This is a genomic window from Pseudomonas sp. OTU750018 (assembly GCF_011636575.1).
Lineage (GTDB): Bacteria > Pseudomonadota > Gammaproteobacteria > Pseudomonadales > Pseudomonadaceae > Aquipseudomonas > Aquipseudomonas peli.
Map to the genome: position 1 here is coordinate 1,273,489 of NZ_JAAPAU010000002.1, position 20,446 is coordinate 1,293,934.

Below are 20,446 nucleotides of genomic sequence, written 5' to 3' on the forward strand. Positions count from 1 at the left end.
CGGTTTCTCAGATGGGCCTCGCACCTCGACGCCCATCGCGCATGCCAATGATGGCTGGAACCGCGCCCTATGACCTCCGTCTTTTCTGCTCTATTCAGCCATGCCGCTGCACCCTCGCCATGGCTTGATCACGCCCCGGTACGCGAAGAACTGTTCGGCATCGAACGCCTCGAACAACACGCCTACAGCCTGGCCGCTGCCCAACCGATCAGCAGCAAGCCGCCCGCCGTGCTCTCCTTGCATCGCCGGCTGAACGATAACGCCAAGGTATTGCTTGCGGCCTACCGCGCCAGTGCTGCGGAACTGGCCAACGGCCGTGGCGTGGTACCGGCAGCCGAGTGGCTGCTGGACAACTATCACCTGGTTGAAGAGCAGATTCGCGAGATCCGCGATGACCTGCCGCCGGGCTATTACCGCCAGCTGCCGAAACTCGCCAGCGGTCCCTTTGCCGGTTACCCAAGGGTACTGGGCATGGCCTGGGCGTTTATCGCCCACACCGACAGCCACTTCGACCCCGACATCCTGCAGCGCTTTATCGTCGCCTATCAGCAGGTACAACCGCTGACCATCGGCGAGCTGTGGGCAGTGGCCATCACCCTGCGCATCGTGCTGATCGAAAACCTGCGCCGCCTGGCCGACCAGATGACCGCCGGGCGCAGTGCGCGGGCCGATGCCGACGCCCTGGCCAGCCGCCTGCTGGGTAAAGACGCCCCGCACGCGGCGCTCGACAGGGAACTGCACGAGCGCGCCCGCACCGCGTTGAGCGAGCCGTTTGCCGCACAACTGGCCAAGCGCCTGCGTGACCATGACCCGCTCACCACCCCGGCACTGGGCTGGCTGGAAGAGCGCCTCGGCGCGCAGGGCAGCAGCATCGATGAAGTGGTGCAGCATGCGCAGCAGCGCCAGGGCGCGTCCAACCTTACGGTACGCAACATCATCAACAGCATGCGCCTGATTTCCTCCATCGACTGGGCGCAGCTGTTCGAGAACGTCAGCCTGGTGGATGCCCGCCTGGGCGCACGCAGCGATTTTGCCGCGATGGATTTTGCCACCCGCAACCAGTACCGCAGCGCCATCGAGCAACTGGCCCGTGGCAGTCGCTGCAGCGAACTGGAAGTTGCCGAACAAGCGCTGCTGGCTACACAGCAGGCCAGTGCAACCCAGAACGCAGATCCGCGCACAAGCGACCCCGGCTACCACCTGATCGCCGAAGGCCGCCTGGCGCTGGAGCAGTGCATCGATTTTCGTCCGCCGCTGCGCCTGCGCATCAGCCGTGGCCATATTCACCTCGGTATGACCGGCTACGTCGGCGCCATCGTTGGCCTGGCCAGCTTGTTGCTGGGTCTGGCGCTGTACAGCCTGGCTAGCCAGGGCGTCACGGGCGGCTGGCTGCTGGCGCTGGGTGTGCTGGGCTTTCTGCCGGCCACTGAAGTGGCCACCGCGCTGGTCAATCGCGCGGTCAGTTCCAGCTTTGGCGCCATGGGCCTGCCGGGCCTGGAACTGAGCGAAGGGGTGCCCAGCAGCCTGCGCACGCTGATTGCCGTACCGACCCTGCTCGGCAGCGAGGCTGATCTGCTGGAGCAGATCGAGCGTCTGGAAGTGCATCACCTGGCCGGGCATGGCGGCGACCTGACCTTCGCCCTGCTCACCGATGGCCTGGATGCCGACCAGGAGCACCTGGCCAGCGACGACGCCCTGCTGCAACTGGCCAGCACCGCCATCGACCAGCTCAACCAGCGTTACGGGCCTGGTATCGCCGGCAGTCGCTTTCTCCTGTTGCACCGCCGGCGGCAGTTCAATCCCAGTGAAAACGTCTGGATGGGCTGGGAACGCAAGCGCGGCAAGTTGCATGAACTCAATCGTCTGCTGCGTGGCGCCACTGACACCAGCTTTACTCCGGTGCCTGGGCTAAGCCAGCGCGTGCCGGACGCGGTGCGCTACGTCATCACCCTGGACGCCGACACCCGCCTGCCGCGCGATGCAGCGCTGCGTCTGATCGGCAAGATGGCCCACCCGCTGAACCAACCGCGTTTCAACACCGAGCTACAACGGGTGGTCGGCGGCTACGCGATTCTGCAACCCAGGGTGACCCCATCACTGCCGTTGCAGCGCGAAGGCTCGCTGTACCAGAAGGTGTTTTCCAGTCCCGGCGGCATGGACCCCTACGCTGCAGCCGTGTCCGATGTATATCAGGACCTGTTCGGCGAAGGCTCCTTTACCGGCAAGGGCATCTACGACATCGACGCCTTCGAGGCCGCGCTGGCCGGCCGAGTCAGGGAAAACAGCCTGCTCAGCCATGACCTGTTTGAAGGCGTCTTCGCCCGCGCAGGCCTGGCTTCGGATGTGGAAGTGGTCGAGGAATTCCCCTCACGCTACGACGTCGCCAGCAAGCGTCAGCACCGCTGGACGCGGGGCGACTGGCAGCTGCTGCCATGGATTTTCGGGCCGCTACACGGCAAACCGGCGCTGCCGAGCATCGGCCGCTGGAAGATGCTCGACAACCTGCGCCGCTCCCTGCTGGCCCCGGTCACCCTGGCGGCGCTGGGCCTGAGCTGGTTGCTGCCGTTGCCGGCAGCGCTGAGCGCCAGCCTGTTACTGATTGCCAGCCTGCTGATCCCCGCCTTGCTGCCCCTGTGCTTCGGCCTGCTGCCGGCACGTGCCGGTATCCGCTGGCGCAGCCACCTCAGCAAGCTGCGTGATGACCTGCTGTTGGCCATGCTGCAAAGCGCGCTGAACCTGACATTCCTCGCCGACCAGAGCTGGCGCATGCTCGATGCGATCAGCCGTACCCTGACCCGCCTCCTGATCACCCGGCGTAACCTGCTGGAATGGACCACCGCCGCGCAGGCGGCGATCAGCCCGCGCTTGAAACTGCTGGGTTTCTACTGCGGCATGGCCGGCGGCACCACGTTCGGCCTGCTGCTGTGCGCTCTGGCCCTGTTCTGGTCATCGACCATCTGGCCGCTGGTACTGCCCTTCGCATTGCTCTGGCTCAGCGCGCCGGCAATTGCCATGCTGGTCAGTCGTTCGCCACGCATGGCCAAACGCCTGCTGATCGACCCAACGCAACGCAACGAGCTACGCCTGATTGCCCGGCGTACCTGGCGCTTCTTCGAAACCTTCGTCACCCCAGCCGACAACCAGCTGCCACCGGATAACTTTCAGGAAGATCCCAAGCCGGTTATTGCCCACCGCACCTCACCCACCAATATGGGCCTGTACCTGCTCTCCGCCATCGCCGCCCGTGATTTCGGCTGGGCCGGCACCGAGCGCACCGTCACCCGCCTGCAGGCCACGCTGGCAGTCATGGCGCAGTTGCAGCGCCATCGCGGGCACTTCTTCAACTGGTACGACACCGAGGATTTGCGCCCGTTGGCGCCGGCCTATGTGTCATCAGTGGACAGCGGCAACCTGGCCGGCCACCTGCTGGTGGTGGCCAATGCCTGCGAAGAGTGGCTGAAAGCCCCCGTAAGTGCGGACGCCCGCCAGGGTATCGACGACAACCTGCAACTGGCCCGCACCGCGCTGGCGGCCCTGCCGACTGCCAGTAGCGAACGCAGCCAACAACTGCACGAATTACTGCAACAGATCGAAGCCGGCCTGAATGGCGCGCAGCCGCTGTTTAGCCTGCTGCCAGCCCTGCTTCGCCTCAGTGACAAAGCCACGCAGCTGGCCAGCGGCTTCGCCCCACTCGACACGGATAATCAGGCCGGCGAACTGCTGTTCTGGCTGCAGGCCCTCACCCAGGCCCTGGGCGATCTGCAGCAGGATGCCGAGCTGACAGATAGCCAACGCACAACCCTGCACGACGCGCTGCGCAGCGTCGCCGAGCAGGCACGCAACATGGCCCTGGGCATGGATTTCGCCTTCCTGCTGGAACCGGAACGCAAGCTGCTGTCGATTGGCTTCTGCCTGGCTGACAACAGCCTGGACAGCAGCTGCTATGACCTGCTCGCCTCGGAGGCGCGCCTGGCCAGCCTGTTCGCCATCGCCAAGGGCGATGTCAGCACCCGTCACTGGTTCCGCCTGGGTCGCACCGCCACGCCACTGGGCAGCGGTTCGGCACTGATCTCCTGGTCCGGCTCGATGTTCGAATACCTGATGCCCTCACTGGTGATGCGCGCGCCAGCCGGCAGCCTGCTGGAGCAGACCAACCGCCTGGTAGTCGCGCGCCAGGCCGCCTATGGCAATGATTTGGGCATCCCCTGGGGGATTTCCGAATCGGCCTACAACGCCCGCGACATGGAGCAGACCTACCAGTATTCCAACTTCGGCGTACCGGGCCTGGGCCTCAAGCGCGGCTTGTCCGCCAACCGGGTGATTGCCCCCTACGCCACCGGCCTGGCCACCATGGTCGACCCGCAAGGCGCCCTGGCTAACTACCGCCGCCTGAATGAAATGGGCGCCCTGGGCCGTTATGGCTTCTATGAAGCGCTGGACTTCACCCGCACCCGCCTGCCGGATGAGCAGCCCTTCGCCATCGTGCGTAACTTTATGGCCCACCATCAGGGCATGAGCATCGTCGCCATTGCCAACACCCTGCATGACGGCCAGATGCGGGCGCGCTTCCACCGCGAACCCATGATCCAGGCCTGCGAGCTGCTGTTGCAGGAACGCATGCCACGCAATGTCGCGGTCGCCCATCCGCGCGCTGAAGAGGTCAGTGCCTGCGCCATAGAAGCCGACTGCACGCTGCACAACGAACGCCGACTGAACCACTTCAACGGCAATCCGCCGGTTACTCACCTGCTCAGTAACGGCCGGTACAGCGTGATGCTCACCGCCAGCGGCGCGGGTTACAGCCGCTGGCGCGACATCGCCATCACCCGCTGGCAAGAAGACAGCACCCGCGACTCGCACGGCTCCTTTATCTTTCTCTGGGATACCCGCAATGGCACCCGCTGGTCCCTGGGCGCGCAGCCGAGCAGCAGCAACCCCTATGACGAAGTGGTGTTCGCCGAGGACTACGCCAGCTACAGCCGCCACGACGGCAATCTCACCACCAGCCTGGAAGTGCTGGTGTCCGGCGAGGACGACGGTGAAGTGCGCCGCGTCTCGCTGACCAACAGCGGCCGCGTAACGCGGGAGATAGAACTGACCTCCTACGCCGAACTGGTACTGGCCAGCGCCGCCAGCGACAACGCCCACCCGGCGTTCTCCAAGTTGTTTGTGGTCACCGAGTACCTGCCAGCCTTCGGTGCGTTGATCGCCACACGCCGGCCGCGCAGTGCCAGCGAGCCGTCGCTGTGGGCTGCGCACTTTGCCGTGATTGAAGGTGAAGTGAGTGCCGAGCCGCAGTACGAGTCCGACCGCGCGAAGTTTCTCGGACGCAGTTGTGCGCTGCATGCCGCCGCGGTAATCCGCCAGGGCCAGCGCCTATCGAATACCGTCGGCACGGTGCTGGATCCAATCTTCTCGCTGCGCCAGCGTCTGCTGGTCGAGCCGGGCAAGATCGCCCGCGTGGCGTTCTGGACGGTGGTCGCCTCCTCCCGTGAAGCGCTGCTTGATCTGATCGACAAACACCATGACCGCAGCGCCTTCGAGCGGGCGAAAACCCTGGCCTGGACCCAGGCCCAGGTGCAATTGCGCCACCTCGACATGCTCGCCGCCGAAGCCGCCGACTTTCAGCGCCTGGCGGCACCGATCCTATATGCCGACTCGCGTTTTCGCGCACCGCCGGCCAGCCTGCTGCGCGGCCTCGGCAGCCAGTCCGGGCTGTGGTCCCAAGGGATTTCCGGCGACCTGCCGATCGTTCTGCTGCGCATCAGTGACGCCGAAGACATTGCCCAGGTGCGGCAACTGCTGCGCGCCCACGAATACTGGCGGATGAAGCGCCTGGCCGTGGACCTGGTGATCGTCAACGAGCATGCCTCCTCCTACCTGCAGGACCTGCAGGTGGCCATTGAAACCGCCGTGCGCAGCAGCCAGTCACGCCCACGCTTTACCGCCGAACTGGCGCAGGGCGCGGTATTCGTGCTGCGTGCCGACCTGCTCAGCGGTGAATACCGCGAACGCCTGCAGGCCGTCGCCAGGGTGCTGCTGGTGGCGCATCGTGGCCCCATTGCCGAACAACTGGCCCGTATCCCGGCCTGCCCCAGCCCCGTCCCGGCAAGCGCCAGCAACCACAGCGCGCAACCCCTGCCGGTATTCCACGCAGCGCCGCCAAGCCCGCTGGAATGTGCCAATGGCCTGGGCGGTTTCGATCTGGATGGCCGCGAGTACGTGGTGCGCCTGGACGCCTGGAGCAACACCCCGGCACCGTGGATCAACGTGATCGCCAATCCGCAGTTCGGCTTTCAGGTCTCGGCCGAAGGCAGCGGCTACACCTGGGCCGACAACAGCCGGGAAAACCAGCTCACGCCTTGGTCCAACGACCCCGTCAGCGACCCGCCAGGCGAAGCCCTGTATATCCGTGACGAAGACAGCCTGGCGCTGTTCAGCCCCACCGCCCAACCGCTGCGCGACAGCGGCCACTATGAAGCGCGGCATGGCTTTGGTTACAGCCGCTTCAGCCATCAGGCCAGCGGCATTGCCATGGAGCTGCTGCAGTTCGTGCCGCTGGACGACCCGATCAAAATCTCCCGCCTGACCCTGCGTAACCTCTCCGGCCGCCCACGCCGCCTCAGCGTGACCGCCTATGCCGAATGGGTGCTGGGCAGCACGCGGGCCGCCAGCGCGCCGTTTATCGTCAGTCAGCAGGACAGCGCCACCGGTGCCGTTCTGGTCCGCAACCCGTGGAGCATCGCCTTTACCGGGCGCAGCGCATTCAGCGACCTGGGCGGCCGGCAAAGCAGCTGGACGGCGGATCGCAGCGAGTTTATCGGGCGTAACGGTAACCTCACGCAACCCGCCGCCCTCGCCCGCGTTGCCCCACTGAGCGGCAGCCTGGGTGCGGGGCTCGATCCATGCACCGCGCTGCAATGCCAGCTGGAACTGCAGCCCGGAGAAAGCGTGGAAGTGCTCTGGCTGCTAGGCCAATGCGCCAGCGAACAGCAGGCCAGCGCCTTGATTGCGCAGTACCGCGAGGCCGATCTGGACGCGGTGTTACTCAAGGTGCAAGCGCACTGGCAGCGCGTACTCGGCGCGGTGCAGGTGCAGACGCCAAGCCGCGCCATGGACATCATGCTCAACGGCTGGCTGCTCTATCAGACCCTGGCTTGCCGCGTTTGGGCGCGTTCGGCGTTCTACCAGGCCAGCGGTGCCTACGGATTTCGCGACCAGCTGCAGGACGGCATGGCGCTGACCTTCGCCAGCCCATCGATCACCCGTGGGCATATCCTGCGCGCCGCTAGCCGTCAGTTTGTCGAAGGCGATGTGCAGCACTGGTGGCTGCCACATTCCGGCCAGGGCGTGCGCACGCGCATCTCCGATGACCGGGTGTGGCTGGCCTACGCCACTGCGCAGTACATCCAGTGCAGCGGCGATGCAGCAATTCTCGATGAGCAGTTGGACTTTCTCGAAGGCCCGCTGCTGACCACTGGCGAACATGACGCGTTCTTCCAGCCGATGCAGGCCGATGCGCCGGCTTCGCTGTTCGAGCACTGCGCCCGCGGCCTCGACCAGTGCCTGCAACTGACCGGCGAACTGGGTCTGCCACTGATTGGCGGCGGCGACTGGAACGACGGCATGAACCGCATCGGCGAGCACGGCAAGGGCGAAAGTGTGTGGCTCGGCTGGTTACTGCTGCGCACCATTGCGCTGTTCACCCCCTACGCCGAGGCGTATGACAGCGCCCGCGTAGCACGCTGGCGCGCGCATGCTGAGCAGCTGCGCCTGGCGCTGGAAACCTATGCCTGGGATGGCCAGTGGTACCGTCGCGCGACCTTCGATGACGGCACCTGGCTCGGCTCGGTGCAAAGCAGCGAATGCCGGATCGACTCGATTGCCCAGTCTTGGGCGGTGCTGTCCGCCAGCGCCGATCCGCTGCGGGCGAACATGGCCATGGCAGCCATGCAACGCCAGCTGATCCGCGAGGACGACGGCATCGCCCTGCTGTTCACCCCGCCGTTCGATAAAACCCCACTGGAGCCCGGCTATATCAAGGGTTACCCGCCGGGCCTACGCGAAAACGGCGGGCAATACAGCCATGCGGCGATGTGGGCGATTCTGGCGTACTGCCAGCTCGGCTCGGCCAAGCAGGCGTTCGACCTGTTTGACCTGGTCAACCCAATCAACCACGGCAACAGCCCTGAGGCCTGCCAGCGCTACAAGGTCGAACCTTATGTACTGGCCGCCGATGTTTACGCAGTGGCGCCGCACAACGGCCGGGGCGGCTGGACCTGGTACACCGGCGCGGCCGGCTGGATGCAGCGCGCCGGCGTCGAAGGAATTCTCGGTATTCGCCGCGAGGGTGACTGGCTGTTGCTCAACCCCTGCATCCCTCCCGACTGGCCGGGCTTTAGCGCACGTATCGCCCTGGCTGGCAGCCACTACCAGATTGAGCTGAGCAACCCGGCGCAACGCAGCCAGGGCATTCGCCAAGCTTGGCTGGACGACCAGCCCATCACTTGCCCGCAAGGGCCATTAAAAGTCGCCCTGGATGGCGCGGCGCATCGCTTGCGGATTGAGTTATAGGTCGCTGTTAGCGGGTGGCTCGGCCAGCAGTTCGGCCAGCTCGTCGCAACCACTCTGCACCGCTGCCAGGGCAGCGACGCAGAGGACGCGGTAGCGCTGCAGAATCAGCTCGCCGGTGGCGGTGAGCTGGGTGCCACCGCCCTGCTTGCCGCCGGCCAGTGTACTGACCAACGGCTGCTTGAAACTGCGGTTCATGGTTTCCACCAACAACCAGGCGCGCCGATAGGACATACCCATGGCGCGCGCGGCGGCGCTGATCGAGCCGTGCTGGGCGATGGCCGCCAACAGCTCGGCCTTGCCGGGGCCGATGGCAATATCAGAACCGTTATGCAGGCGGATTTTCAGATCAAGACGGTACATGCGACGACCACAGCGGGGGATACGCTGCGCAGACTAACGCCTGAATCACTCAGGCGAAAGCGGCAAACCACTTGCTGCGCAGCGGCCGTGGGACATGTCAGGTAGCGGTTAAATTCGGCCCATTAACAGCAGCACCAACAGCACCACCACCACGACGCCCAAACCGCCCGTAGGCCCGTAACCCCAGCTTCTGCTGTGTGGCCAGGCCGGTATAGCACCGATCAATAACAGCACCAGCACGATCAATAGAATGGTACCCAGGCTCATGGCGTTCTCCTTGATGAGTTGCAGCACGCCGGAACAACAGGTGCCGGCACGGCACCCAAGCGCTGCTTCATCCTGTACGCCACAGCGGCAGGTGTCGGTGCGCTATCGCACCGACGGCGGCCCTGCTATTCGGCGACCAGTGCCCCATCCACGATCTGCTGCGCCTCGCTGAAGATGCGCTGCAGGTGCGCGGCATCGCGGAAGCTCTCGGCGTAGATCTTGTAGATGTCTTCGGTGCCCGACGGCCGCGCGGCGAACCAGCCGCCCTCGCTGATCACCTTGATGCCGCCAATCGCCGCGCCATTGCCCGGCGCCTTGTCGAGCACCTGGGTAATGGCATCACCGGCTAGCTCGCGGCTGCTGATCTGTGCGGGCGAGAGTTTGCCCAAGGCTTTTTTCTGCGCAGGGGTGGCCGGCGCATCAACCCGGTCGGCATAAATCGCGCCGAACTCATCGCTCAGCCCCTGGTACAGCTCGCCAGGGTCACGCCCGGTTACTGCGGTCATCTCAGCAGCCAGCAGCGCTAGGGCGATGCCGTCCTTGTCGGTGGTCCAGACCCGGCCATCACGGCGCAGGAAGGTCGCCCCGGCGCTCTCCTCACCGCCAAAGCCCAGGGAGCCGTCGAACAGACCGCCGGCAAACCATTTGAAGCCCACCGGAACTTCCTGCATCGGCCGGCCCAAGCGCGCAGCGACGCGGTCAATCATCGCGCTACTCACCAGAGTTTTGCCCACCGCTGCTGTGGCGCTCCATTGCGGCCGGTGCTGGAACAGGTAATCGATGGCCACACTGAGGAAGTGGTTGGCCGGCAACAGGCCGACGCTCGGCGCAACGATGCCGTGGCGGTCGTAGTCGGTGTCGCAAGCAAAGGCGATGTCGTAGCCGTTCTTCAGGCCGATCAGACGCTGCATGGCATGGCTGGAGGACGGATCCATGCGGATCTGCCCGTCCCAGTCCAGGCTCATAAAGGCGAACTGCGGATCAATAATCTCGCTCACCACGTCCAAATTGAGGCCGTACTGCTCGGCGATGCGGCCCCAGTAATGCACGCCGGCGCCGCCCAACGGGTCGACACCCAGGCGCAGGCCCGCCGCGCGGATCGGGGCGAAGTCGATGACGTTGCCCAGGTCATTCACATAGCTGGCGAGGTAATCGTATTCCTGCACATTGGCCGCCTGCCGCGCCTGCGCCAAAGGCATGCGCTTGACCTCGCGCAGGCCGCCTTCAAGCAGCGCATTGGCGCGGTTCTGCACCCAGGTGGTGATATCGCTGTCAGCCGGGCCGCCGTTGGTGGGGTTGTATTTGAAACCGCCGCTGTCCGGCGGGTTGTGCGAGGGGGTGATGACGATGCCATCGGCCAGGCCCGAGCTGCGGCCCTGGTTGTGCACCAGGATGGCCTGGCTGATCGCCGGCGTCGGGGTGAACTCGCCGCCGGCAGAGATCATGGTCTGCACGTCATTGGCTGCCAGCACTTCAATCGCGCTGTCCAGCGCCGGCTGCGACAGCGCATGGGTATCGGCGCCAATAAACAGCGGACCGCTGATGCCCTCGGCCGCCCGGTAATCACAGATCGCCTGGCTGATCGCCAGCACATGCGCCTGGTTGAAGCTGTGCGCCAGGGAGCTGCCGCGATGCCCGGAGGTGCCGAATGCCACGCGCTGGCTGGCCACGCTCAGGTCCGGCTGCAGATCGTAATAGGCCGCCAGCAGCGCAGAGATATCGGTCAACAGGGAAGCTGGTGCCGGCTGACCGGCCAAAGGGTGAATACGCGGGCTCACAACAGGCTCCAAAAATGATCGGACGGTGAAAAGTGCGCCAGTCTAGCAGCCCGACCGGGTAATCCCGAGAGGCTTTATCCCGAAGCGCGCTAGGTGCGATAGCGCACTGACAAGCCCCCTGCAAGCAGCGTATCTAATACTCAGCCCCCGTATTTGCGCCCAAATGGGACTTGCTCAGAGGTGACCATGGACAGACCAACCCAGCGCCAACCCGCCCCCCACACCCGAACGGCTTGGCCCGCTGATTGGCCATGCTGCGCATCCTGAGCGAAAGCTCACTTAACGGGCAGTAAACCTATTGCAGTTGTCGACGTTAGCGCGGGTCAGCTCGCGGCCGGACGTTGTGCGTTGGAGAAGGCACGTGAGACACGTCCATAAACGGGGAGGGATGACATGCATAGGCTCGAATACATCCACGCGATAGCCGGCAGCATCGCCCTGATCCTGCCAGCCTTGCTGGCTGGCAACGCCTCTGCCGAGTTCTTTGCGCCAGAAGTGTTCGGCCGCGCGCCACAGCACGTGACAACCACAGAACCGGCGCCGCGCTACAACCTGCACAACGCCAGGCTGCAACCGGAACCAGAGAATACTGAACTCACCAGCAGCAAGGCTGCGTCTATACGACCGCTGGATCAGCCTGCCGGTAAACGCGCCGCAGTACGACCAGCCGCCACCGCCACGGCTGCGCTTTTGAGCGCGCAACCACACAGCACCTCCCACGATGCTTAACGCCATATCGGCAACACAGGCGCCTCACCCGCACCGCGTAATGTTGTTCACGGAGGAATAGGCATCATGGCTAATCGCGTTCTGATCATTACCGGCAACAGTGACGACGCCGCGACCTTGGAAGATGTTCTGGATAGAGCCCAGGACGGCCCGTTCCTGATTGAGTGGGTGACCAGCCTGGCGCAGGCCCTGCAGCGCCTGGAAAGCCATCGCAAAGAGCCCATCGACGCGATCATGGTTGATCTCGATCTGCCGGACAGCCAGGGCTTGGCCACCTTCGATCAGCTGTTCGTTCTCGCTTCGAGCATTCCAATCCTCACCCTGAGCACCCTCGAAGATGACCAGCAAACCTGGGACGCCATTCAGCGTGGTGCCCAGGGTTGCCTGTCCAAGGGCCACTTCAACAGTTACCTGGTGCCGCAATCGCTGCGCAATATCATCCAGCGCAAGGCGGTGGAAGAGGCGTTGTTCGTCGAAAAAGCCCGCGCATCACTGACCCTCAACTCAATCAGTGATGCGGTAATCAGTACCGACCTGCAGGGCAACGTCGACTACCTCAACAGCGCCGCCGAACATATGACTGGCTGGCAACTCGACAAAGCCCATGGCCTGCCGATCGATAGCGTGATGCACCTGGTCAACGATAAAAGCCGCGAGGCGGTGGCCAACCCCATCGTCAAGGTGCTGCAGCACGATGAGAGCAAACTGCTGGCGGCCGGCACGATACTGATCCGCCGCGATGGCAGCGAGTCCGCCATCGAAGATTCCGCCGCGCCGATCCATGATTCGGCCGGGCGCCTCAAGGGCGCGGTAATGGTCTTCCACGACATGACTGCCGCCCACGCCATGACCGAAAAGATGGCCCATCTGGCGCAGCATGACGCCCTGACCAACCTGCCCAACCGCGCCTTGCTCAATGACCGCATCAACCAGGCGATCGCTCTGGCCGAGCGCCGCAGCAGCCATCTGGCGGTGCTGTTTCTCGACCTGGATAACTTCAAGCACATCAATGATTCGCTTGGCCACGGCGTCGGCGACCAGCTGCTGCAAGCGGTAGCGCTGCGCTTGAGCGACTGCGTGCGCAGCTCTGACACGGTCAGCCGTTTGGGCGGTGATGAGTTTGTGGTGCTGCTGAGCGAAAGCCACTCGGCCGACGATGCCGCGCGCACCGCCGAAAAAATCCTCAGTGTCCTGGCCATGAACCACACCATTGGCCAGCAGCAACTGCACATTACCTCCAGCATCGGCATCAGCACTTACCCCAACGACGCCACGGATGCCGAAGGCCTGATCAAGAATGCCGACACAGCGATGTACCTGGCCAAGGAAGAAGGCCGCAACAACTACCAGTTTTTCCGCCAGGAGATGAATGTTCACGCAGTTGAACGCCAGTTGATCGAAGCGCACCTGCGCACGGCCATGGAAAACAGCGAATTTATCCTTCACTACCAGCCGAAGATCGACCTGCACAGCGGCAGAATCACCAGCGCCGAAGCGCTTATCCGCTGGCAGCACCCGGCATGGGGCATGATTCTGCCGGCGCGGTTTATTCCGGTGGCCGAAGCCTGCGGGTTGATCGTGCCACTGGGCCGCTGGGTGCTGCTGCAAGCCTGCGCCCAGGCCAAACGCTGGGAGAACTGCGGCTATGCCCTGGATTCGGTGGCGGTGAACATCTCGGCCCTGGAGTTTCGCCGCAAGGACTTTGTCGACAGCGTAGAAAGCGCCCTGAGGGTCACCGGCCTTAAACCCAACAACCTGCAACTGGAGATCACCGAAAGCGTGCTGATGCGCGACGCCCAGGCCAGCGCCACGATCCTGCAGCAACTCAAGACCCTCGGCGTGCAACTGGCGGTGGACGATTTCGGCACCGGTTACTCCAGCCTCAGCTACCTCAACCAGTTCCCCATAGATGTACTGAAAATTGATCGTTCCTTTGTGCAGGACATCCACAACAGCAACGGCATTATCGTCAGCGCCGTGATCGCCATGGGCAACAGCCTGAAACAGCGAGTAATCGCCGAAGGGATCGAAGAAACCGCGCAGCTGGAGTTTCTGCGCAGCCATCACTGCAGCGAAGGCCAGGGCTTTCTGTTCAGCCACCCGGTCAGCGCGGAGCAGTTTGCCAATCTGCTGCGCAGCGGCATCAGCTCGCCGATCAATACGCTTTACCAAACAACGGGCACCCTGGGTTAAAACTGCGCGCGGTAGTCGGCCTGCAGCGCGGCATAACACTCGCAAGCGGCCAGCTCCAACCCGGCGCGATCAAGGATATGAATCTCACCGCGGCTATAGCTGATCAATCCGCGTGCCTGCATGGCTGCGGCGGCAATCGATACACCACTGCGGCGCACGCCGAGCATGTCAGCAAGGTACTCATGGGTCAGGTGAAAATGATCGGCATGCGCACGGTCGTGGGTCATCAGTAGCCAACGCGCCAGGCGTGGCTCGATTTCATGGAAATGCGTACAGGCTGCGCTCTGCGACAGCTGCGTCATCACCACATACAGGTAGCGCTTGAGCGCACGTAGCAGCGCCGGGCTACTCAACAGCTCCTGCTTGAATAACTGACTGCTGATACGCAAGGCACTGCCCGAACCCTGCACCACCGCGCGCATGGGCGCCTGGCCAATGCCCAGGGCAAGGGTTGCGCCCAGCATGCCTTCATTGCCGATCAGGCCCATCTCCAGCGGCTGATGCCCATCCAGGGTGGTCACCAGCGAGACAAAGCCACTCAGCGGAAAATACACATGGCGAATCGGCTGGTTGGCTTCATGCAACACGTTGCCAAAAACCAGGTCCACCGGTTCGCAGCCATTAAGCAGTTGTTTGCGTTGTTTGCTGGGCAGCCCTTCGATCAGACGGCTGAAGATTTGCAGCGGTGCTTTAACAGACATTCACTTGTCCCGAGCACGACGCTTGCCAAAACATGGCACGACAACGGTGCTTGACGCTATCGCCGCTGCAGTCTGCCTGAGCATTTGGCAAAGCTCTGTGCGCTGCGGCACTCAAGCCAAGCCATTAAATGGCTAACCGCGCGCGTAACAGATTGGGGCTTTGGATGCGCTGGCTTTAAGGCAGTAGGCGGTCGGTTTCACGCTTGACCACGGCGTAACACTCACAGCTCAGGCTTTCCAGCTTGGCGCGATCGAGCACGGTGATCAGCCCGCGGCTGTAATCAATTACGCCTTGGCGATGCAGTTTGCCGGCGGCCTCGGTGACGCCCTCGCGGCGTACGCCGAGCATATTGGCGATCAGTTCCTGGGTCATGGCCAGCTTGTTGTCCCTCAACCGATCAAGCGACAACAACAGCCAGCGGCACAGCTGCTGATCAATCGAGTGATGACGGTTGCACACCGCCGTCTGCGCCATCTGGGTAATCAGCGCCTGGCTGTAGCGCAGCATCAGCTGCAGCATGTCGCCATGCCGGTTGAACTCTTCTTTGAAGCGTTTGCCGAGCACCCGATAAGCGCTGCCAGCACTTTGTACAAGGGCGCGACTGGTGGTGCTTTCACCGCCCATAAACAGCGCCACACCAATCACCCCGTCATTACCCACCACGGAAATTTCCGCCGACGCGCCGCTTTCCATCACATACAGCAAGGACACAATGGAATCGGTGGGAAAGTACACATGCCGCAGGGTATCGCCTGATTCGTAGAGCACCATGCCCAGCGGCATATCCACCAACTCAAGGTGCGGCAACAGACGCTCCAGCACTTCGTTAGGTAAGGCGGCAAGCAGGTGGTTTTGCTGCGGGTTAGGGGCTGCGGACATCACTGTCTCCGGTCTTCTAAGGCCTGTTGGCGATTGATATGCGCTCGCTACAGAGCCTTAACTGCACACAGCAGCATAATCCAATCTGTTTTTATATCTGTACGGTAGCGCACAGACAGCCCCTATGCTGAGCCGCTGCAAGCAGCGGTACGCTGTCCTTCGTGCAGGCCAGAAATAGGCCGATATGCAGCTTCTGCAGCCATTTGCGGCTATCCTTGCCGGCCTCTTTTCTGCCGCAGGATGAACCCAATGAAAGCCCAGCTTGAAGAACTGATCAGCAAAATAAGCTCGGGCTGCATGCTGCCGGAAGAAGTCACGCGCATCGCCGATGAGGCCGCCCAGGCCTACGCCGATCCGCAGGCGTTTCTCGCCGCCAACCCGGACATCAATTTCGACGACAGCTTCCCCATCCCACTGGGTGAATGGGTGGTGGTCGGCAGCCTTCCGGAGACTGTGCTGTTCCAGGCCGACAGCTATGACGCTCTGTTCCAGCAGATCACCGAATCGTTCGGACCAGAGGTGAGCTTTGTGCTCAAAGCCAAGCAACTGGCCAAGGTCGAGCCGCTGAAAGCGCTAAATCGCATTCAGGTGCAACTCGCCAGCCTCAGCCCGGAAACCAAGGGTTATGTGTTGCTGGATTTCAGCGAGCCGCTGGATGACGAGCTGCAAGCCGTACTGGTGTACAGCACGGACTTGGCGCGGGTGATGGAGCTGGCAGTGGAAGTCGGCATCTACGCCGCGCCGGCCTATGAAGCACTTAAAGCCGCGCAAGACGCCGAGTAAACGAGAAGTGAGCCAGGCCAACGGCCTGGCGATCAGGAATGGTTGCGACGCAACTCCGCCAGCTTGGCCGCCAAAGCGTCCAGCTCGGCGCTCTGCCCGGGCGGCAGTTGGCGCAGTACTGCCTGACTCAGACGCATCTGTTTGATAAACCGCCGGCAGTGCTGACACATCGCCAGGTGCAAGCGCACGGACATGCGTTTACCCAGGCCCAACTGGCCATCAATAAACTCACTGGAGTGGGCCACCAACTCCTTACAACTCAACATTGGCCAGTCTCCTCAAAATGCTCCAGGGTGGCGAATACCTTGAGACGCGCGCGGTGCAGCAGCACCCGCACATTGGAGAGCGAGACCTGCAAAAGATTACAGATTTCTTCCAACTCCAACCCTTCACGCTCACGCAGGTGCAGCACGCTGCCCTGCAACTCGGACAGGCTGGCCAGGGTTTTCTCCAGGCATTCGCGTAATTCGTCCTCGGTCAGCAGGGCTTCCGGGGAGTCGTGATGCCAGGCATGCGGCGCCAGCAGCCAATGGCCATCCGAGCTGAATCGCTCATCACCAATGCTGCCGTGGGGCGAGGGAATGTCGTCGAGCAGCACTTCACGGCGATTGCCCTTGAGACGGGTTTTCGCGGTGTTGGCGGTGATGGTCAGCAGCCAGGTCTTCAGGCTGGAACGCGCCTGAAAGCCATCGAGGTTGCGCACCACGGCCAGCCAAGCGTCCTGCACCACTTCATCGGCATTACGGCTGCCGACAATGGCAAAGGCCACCGCGCGCATTGCCCCCTGATAGGTGGCAACCAGTTCGCGGTAAGCCTTCTGCTCGCCTGCACGCAGACGCTTGAGCAGCGCCTGATCAGCCGGGTAATCCATCAATGCTTACGCAGGATCACGCTACCAATCGAATAGCCCGCGCCGAACGAGCTAAGCACACCGAGGGCGCCGCTCGGCAGGTCTTCCTGGTATTTGTGCAGGGCGATCACCGAACCGGCCGAGCTGGTGTTGGCGTAGGTATCGAGAATCACCGGTGCTTCGCCTGGCTCAGCATCGCGGCCAAGCAGCTTGCGTGCGATCAGCAGGTTCATGTTGAGGTTGGCCTGGTGCAGCCAGAAGCGTTTCACATCGCCGACGTTCAGCTTGTTCTCGGCCAGGTGCGCGGCAATCAGCTCGGCAACCATCGGGCAGACATCCTTGAACACCTTGCGCCCTTCCTGAACGAACAGCTTGTCACGCGCGCCGACGCCCTCTTCCGCACAGCGGTTGAGGAAGCCGAAGTTGTTGCGGATGTTGTTGCTGAACTGAGTGATCAGCTTGGTGCCGACGATATCGAACTGGTAGTTCGAGGTGGCCTGGTCGGCGCGCTCGATGATGACCGCCGTGGCGGCGTCACCGAAGATAAAGTGGCTGTCGCGGTCACGGAAATTCAGGTGGCCGGTGCAGATTTCCGGGTTGACCATCAGAATCGCGCGGGCCTGGCCCAGCTGCACACTATTGGCCGCAGCCTGGATGCCGAAGGTGGCGGAGGAACAAGCCACGTTCATGTCGTAACCGAAACCCTGGATGCCCAGTGCGGCCTGCACTTCAATCGCCACGGCCGGGTAGGCGCGCTGCAGGTTGGAGCAAGCCACGATCACCCCGTCGATATCGGCGGCAGTCTTGCCGGCGCGAGCCATGGCGTCCTTGGCGGCGCCTACGGCCATTTCGCAGAGGATGCCCCAGTCTTCATTGCTGCGCTCCAGTAGGCGCGGCGCCATGCGCTTGGGATCGAGGATACCGGCCTTGTCCATGACAAAGCGGCTCTTGATGCCCGAGGCTTTTTCGATGAAGCCACTGCTCGACTCGCTCAGCGCTTCGACTTCGCCACTGGCAATGGCCGCGGCGTTGTCGGCATTGAATTGCTGGACGAAGGCGTTGAACGACTCGACCAACTCATCGTTGGAAATACTGTTTGCCGGGGTATAGAGGCCGGTACCACTGATCACGACGTTATGCACAGTCATTCCTCTTGTTCTTCGCCGCAGGCAGCGGCCAGTTATGCAATACACCCTGGCAGGCTAGGCCATGGGCAAAAAAACGGCTGACAGGCTCAGCAAACTCGATCCATGAAACGTCCTGTTACGAGCATTGGAGTTTGCCACAGCCTGGGGTGCTTCGTCCGCTCAGCACGTCTGGGACCTGCAACATACTGCGGACTATTGAGGCAAAGATGCTCACAACGTCGCGCAAGACACATCCCACCCAGTGCCTTGATTGGAGACGGTGCGACCTCACCCGTCCGGGGGATAGATGATTGTCGGACAATCTATATGCTCGCCTTTCCCTAATAACAAGAAAGGTTTCCGCCATGCGCAAGCTGCTTCTATTGCTGGTGCTGAGTTTTACCTCCCTGAGCCAGGCCGCCGTGGGTGTATTCCCCGACAGCACCTTCCAGAATCTTGACCACGGCCTGTACTGGTTTGGCTACGGCGATAGCTGGCAAAAAGCCGTGCCTGGCCAGACGAATGCCTATTACGTGGCCAGTAAACCAACACTGATCTATATCCACGGCTGGCAGAACGGCTCGACGCAAAAGAAGAACCGCGAAACCTTCAACCGTAAGGATGCCGGCGGCCCCGATCTGGATCTTGCCAACGCTTGGCTGGCAGCGGGCTACAACGTGGGCGTGCTGTATTGGAATCAGTTCGCCGATGAAGGCGAAGTGAAGGATGCCGAAGCCAAGATCTGGACCGCCAGCGGCCCACGCGCCATGCGTTGGCGCAACAGCAGCGGGGTATACGCCACAGGCCCCAGCCAATCGGCCAGCGATCTGCTGTTCAACAGTTACAAAGCCAACTTGGCCGGCTACAGCGGCAGCAACATCCGTATCGCCGGCCACTCCTTGGGCAACCAGATGGCCATCGTGCTGACCAAGAAGATCAGCGATGCGGTCACGGCTGGAACAGTGAACAGCAAGCTGCTGCCCAAACGCGTAGCCCTGCTCGACCCCTTCTACTCCAACAACGCGAAAAGCTACCTGGGCAACAAGTGGGTCGGCGAAGTCTGCCGCACCTATGTCAGCGCACTGAAAACCAAGGGCGTGATCTTCGAGACCTACCGCACCTCCGGGGCCAGCAGCACCGGCTTTATCGGCGACAGCAACACCGGACTGATGAACATGACCGCCTTCAGCGAGCTGAAGCCCTGGTACTTCAACGCCACGCAACTGACCGAGAAGCACAATGCCGCAGTGTGGCACTACCTGTGGTCGTTCAGCAGCAACCCACCGTTGATTACCGGCACCAGCAACCAGGCCGCCTCGGCGAAAACCAGCGACAGCCGCATCAGTACCTTAATGAATGGCAGCAAGAAATTGGTTCAGGATCAGGGCGCCTACAGCAAGGATCCCTCAGACGATAACTTTAAGGAGGCCAATCGCTGATCACCGTGCGCCGCCCAGGCTGATGAATGCGACCGTGCGACTCAAGCCGGCTTGACTATCTGGGCACAGCATGAAAAAACAGAGGCTCGCAGGGCCGCGCAGGCCCTGCACTCTTGCGTTTCTGGATACCTGTCTTATGGCCCTGCATACCTGGCTGATCTTTCTAACGGCAGTGTTTGGCCTGTCGCTAACTCCAGGCCCCAATGGCCTGCTCGCGCTCAGCCATGGCGCCTTGTATGGCCACCGCAAAACCCTGTTTACCGTCAGCGGTGGTGTGCTGGGTTTTACCCTGCTGATGGCTTTGTCGATGCTCGGTATCGGCACCCTGCTGCAAGCGTCGGCGCAGGCCCTGACCCTCCTCAAATGGCTCGGCGGCGCCTACCTGATCTGGCTCGGCATTCAGCTCTGGCGCGCACCGCCACTGCACCTCGCGATGGCCGAAAAAGCAGCCGAAAGCAGCGGCTTCAAGCTGTTTCGCCAGGGCCTGCTATCGGCATTGTCCAACCCCAAGGTGATCCTGTTTTTCGGCGCCTTTCTGCCGCAGTTTCTCGATCCACGCGGTGACCTCTTGCTGCAGTTCGCCATCATGGCGCTGACCTTTGCGGTGGTCGAAGGCAGTGTTGAATACCTGCTGGCGCGCATGGCCCATCGCGTGCGGCCCTGGCTGCAACGCAGTGGCAAAGGCTTCAATCGCTGCTGCGGCGGGCTGTTTGCCTTGATGGGCGCAGCCCTGCCGATGACCCGCTGAAGCGCCTACAGCGCAAA

At 62.6% G+C, this 20,446-nt stretch carries 14 protein-coding genes; 6 read left to right on the forward strand and 8 right to left on the reverse strand.

The window, feature by feature from the left end; translation table 11 throughout:
• The first annotated feature begins 69 nt into the window (after positions 1 to 69).
• On the forward strand, positions 70 to 8,574 hold the full coding sequence (locus HCI85_RS14945; protein WP_167145556.1) for a GH36-type glycosyl hydrolase domain-containing protein: 8,505 nt from the start codon (positions 70 to 72) through the stop codon (positions 8,572 to 8,574).
• Here HCI85_RS14945 and HCI85_RS14950 read toward each other — a convergent pair.
• From HCI85_RS14950 to pgm, 3 genes are all read right to left on the reverse strand, one after another.
• On the reverse strand, positions 8,569 to 8,934 hold the full coding sequence (locus HCI85_RS14950) for a winged helix-turn-helix domain-containing protein (protein ID WP_167145558.1): 366 nt from the start codon (positions 8,932 to 8,934) through the stop codon (positions 8,569 to 8,571). The two genes, HCI85_RS14945 and HCI85_RS14950, sit on opposite strands and share 6 nt — an antisense overlap.
• Positions 8,935 to 9,042: 108 nt before the next feature.
• The gene (locus tag HCI85_RS14955; RefSeq protein WP_090251631.1) at positions 9,043 to 9,201 is read right to left on the reverse strand and encodes a DUF3309 family protein; all 159 of its coding nucleotides are present in this window, start codon (positions 9,199 to 9,201) and stop codon (positions 9,043 to 9,045) included.
• A 125-nt stretch (positions 9,202 to 9,326) separates the two neighbouring features.
• Positions 9,327 to 10,979 carry a phosphoglucomutase (alpha-D-glucose-1,6-bisphosphate-dependent) gene (gene pgm / locus HCI85_RS14960; protein ID WP_167145560.1) on the reverse strand — a complete coding sequence of 551 codons (1,653 nt, stop codon included), beginning with the start codon at positions 10,977 to 10,979 and terminating at the stop codon, positions 9,327 to 9,329.
• A gap of 393 nt (positions 10,980 to 11,372) precedes the next feature.
• On the opposite strand from pgm, the gene HCI85_RS14965 reads away from it, so the two are divergent.
• Together HCI85_RS14965 and HCI85_RS14970 are read left to right on the forward strand one after the other, a co-directional pair.
• Positions 11,373 to 11,708 (forward strand): hypothetical protein, encoded by a 336-nt coding sequence (locus tag HCI85_RS14965; RefSeq protein ID WP_167145562.1) that lies wholly within the window; start codon positions 11,373 to 11,375, stop codon positions 11,706 to 11,708.
• A gap of 66 nt (positions 11,709 to 11,774) precedes the next feature.
• Positions 11,775 to 13,901 carry a putative bifunctional diguanylate cyclase/phosphodiesterase gene (locus HCI85_RS14970; RefSeq protein WP_167145564.1) on the forward strand — a complete coding sequence of 709 codons (2,127 nt, stop codon included), beginning with the start codon at positions 11,775 to 11,777 and terminating at the stop codon, positions 13,899 to 13,901.
• On the opposite strand, the gene HCI85_RS14975 is transcribed toward HCI85_RS14970, so the two are convergent.
• Complete coding sequence (locus tag HCI85_RS14975) at positions 13,898 to 14,602, reverse strand: Crp/Fnr family transcriptional regulator (RefSeq protein WP_160088213.1); 705 nt, start codon at positions 14,600 to 14,602, stop codon at positions 13,898 to 13,900. The genes HCI85_RS14970 and HCI85_RS14975 overlap by 4 nt on opposite strands.
• Positions 14,603 to 14,777: 175 nt before the next feature.
• On the reverse strand, positions 14,778 to 15,482 hold the full coding sequence (locus tag HCI85_RS14980) for a Crp/Fnr family transcriptional regulator (RefSeq protein ID WP_167145567.1): 705 nt from the start codon (positions 15,480 to 15,482) through the stop codon (positions 14,778 to 14,780).
• A gap of 249 nt (positions 15,483 to 15,731) precedes the next feature.
• Here HCI85_RS14980 and HCI85_RS14985 point away from each other — a divergent pair, with 249 nt between their 5' ends.
• Positions 15,732 to 16,265 carry a hypothetical protein gene (locus HCI85_RS14985; protein ID WP_160088217.1) on the forward strand — a complete coding sequence of 178 codons (534 nt, stop codon included), beginning with the start codon at positions 15,732 to 15,734 and terminating at the stop codon, positions 16,263 to 16,265.
• A gap of 32 nt (positions 16,266 to 16,297) precedes the next feature.
• On the opposite strand, the gene HCI85_RS14990 is transcribed toward HCI85_RS14985, so the two are convergent.
• Genes HCI85_RS14990 through HCI85_RS15000 form a run of 3 tightly spaced genes read right to left on the reverse strand, consistent with a single transcriptional unit; the run spans position 16,298 to position 18,257 of the window.
• Positions 16,298 to 16,531 (reverse strand): anti-sigma factor family protein, encoded by a 234-nt coding sequence (locus tag HCI85_RS14990; RefSeq protein ID WP_090251613.1) that lies wholly within the window; start codon positions 16,529 to 16,531, stop codon positions 16,298 to 16,300.
• On the reverse strand, positions 16,525 to 17,136 hold the full coding sequence (locus HCI85_RS14995; protein ID WP_167145569.1) for an RNA polymerase sigma factor: 612 nt from the start codon (positions 17,134 to 17,136) through the stop codon (positions 16,525 to 16,527). Before HCI85_RS14995 ends, HCI85_RS14990 begins: the two co-directional genes overlap by 7 nt.
• Entirely contained in the window at positions 17,136 to 18,257 is a 1,122-nt protein-coding gene (locus HCI85_RS15000; protein ID WP_167145790.1) for a beta-ketoacyl-ACP synthase III, read from the reverse strand. The genes HCI85_RS14995 and HCI85_RS15000 overlap by 1 nt, the downstream gene beginning before the upstream one ends.
• Before the next feature lie 350 nt (positions 18,258 to 18,607).
• On the opposite strand from HCI85_RS15000, the gene HCI85_RS15005 reads away from it, so the two are divergent.
• Complete coding sequence (locus HCI85_RS15005; RefSeq protein ID WP_167145571.1) at positions 18,608 to 19,681, forward strand: hypothetical protein; 1,074 nt, start codon at positions 18,608 to 18,610, stop codon at positions 19,679 to 19,681.
• Between the two features lie 136 nt (positions 19,682 to 19,817).
• Complete coding sequence (locus HCI85_RS15010) at positions 19,818 to 20,429, forward strand: LysE family translocator (protein WP_167145573.1); 612 nt, start codon at positions 19,818 to 19,820, stop codon at positions 20,427 to 20,429.
• The last annotated feature ends 17 nt before the right edge of the window (positions 20,430 to 20,446 follow it).

Excerpts from the sequence above, each read along its gene's own strand:
- HCI85_RS14980 (WP_167145567.1), bottom strand. The coding sequence starts at position 15,482 with ATGTCCGCAGCCCCTAACCCGCAGCAAAACCACCTGCTTGCCGCCTTA.
- HCI85_RS14970 (WP_167145564.1), top strand. The coding sequence starts at position 11,775 with ATGGCTAATCGCGTTCTGATCATTACCGGCAACAGTGACGACGCCGCG.
- HCI85_RS15005 (WP_167145571.1), top strand. The coding sequence starts at position 18,608 with ATGCGCAAGCTGCTTCTATTGCTGGTGCTGAGTTTTACCTCCCTGAGC.
- HCI85_RS14985 (WP_160088217.1), top strand. The coding sequence starts at position 15,732 with ATGAAAGCCCAGCTTGAAGAACTGATCAGCAAAATAAGCTCGGGCTGC.
- HCI85_RS14995 (WP_167145569.1), bottom strand. The coding sequence starts at position 17,136 with ATGGATTACCCGGCTGATCAGGCGCTGCTCAAGCGTCTGCGTGCAGGC.
- HCI85_RS14975 (WP_160088213.1), bottom strand. The coding sequence starts at position 14,602 with ATGTCTGTTAAAGCACCGCTGCAAATCTTCAGCCGTCTGATCGAAGGG.
- HCI85_RS14945 (WP_167145556.1), top strand. The coding sequence starts at position 70 with ATGACCTCCGTCTTTTCTGCTCTATTCAGCCATGCCGCTGCACCCTCG.
- HCI85_RS14965 (WP_167145562.1), top strand. The coding sequence starts at position 11,373 with ATGCATAGGCTCGAATACATCCACGCGATAGCCGGCAGCATCGCCCTG.
- HCI85_RS14950 (WP_167145558.1), bottom strand. The coding sequence starts at position 8,934 with ATGTACCGTCTTGATCTGAAAATCCGCCTGCATAACGGTTCTGATATT.
- HCI85_RS14990 (WP_090251613.1), bottom strand. The coding sequence starts at position 16,531 with ATGTTGAGTTGTAAGGAGTTGGTGGCCCACTCCAGTGAGTTTATTGAT.
- HCI85_RS14955 (WP_090251631.1), bottom strand. The coding sequence starts at position 9,201 with ATGAGCCTGGGTACCATTCTATTGATCGTGCTGGTGCTGTTATTGATC.
- HCI85_RS15010 (WP_167145573.1), top strand. The coding sequence starts at position 19,818 with ATGGCCCTGCATACCTGGCTGATCTTTCTAACGGCAGTGTTTGGCCTG.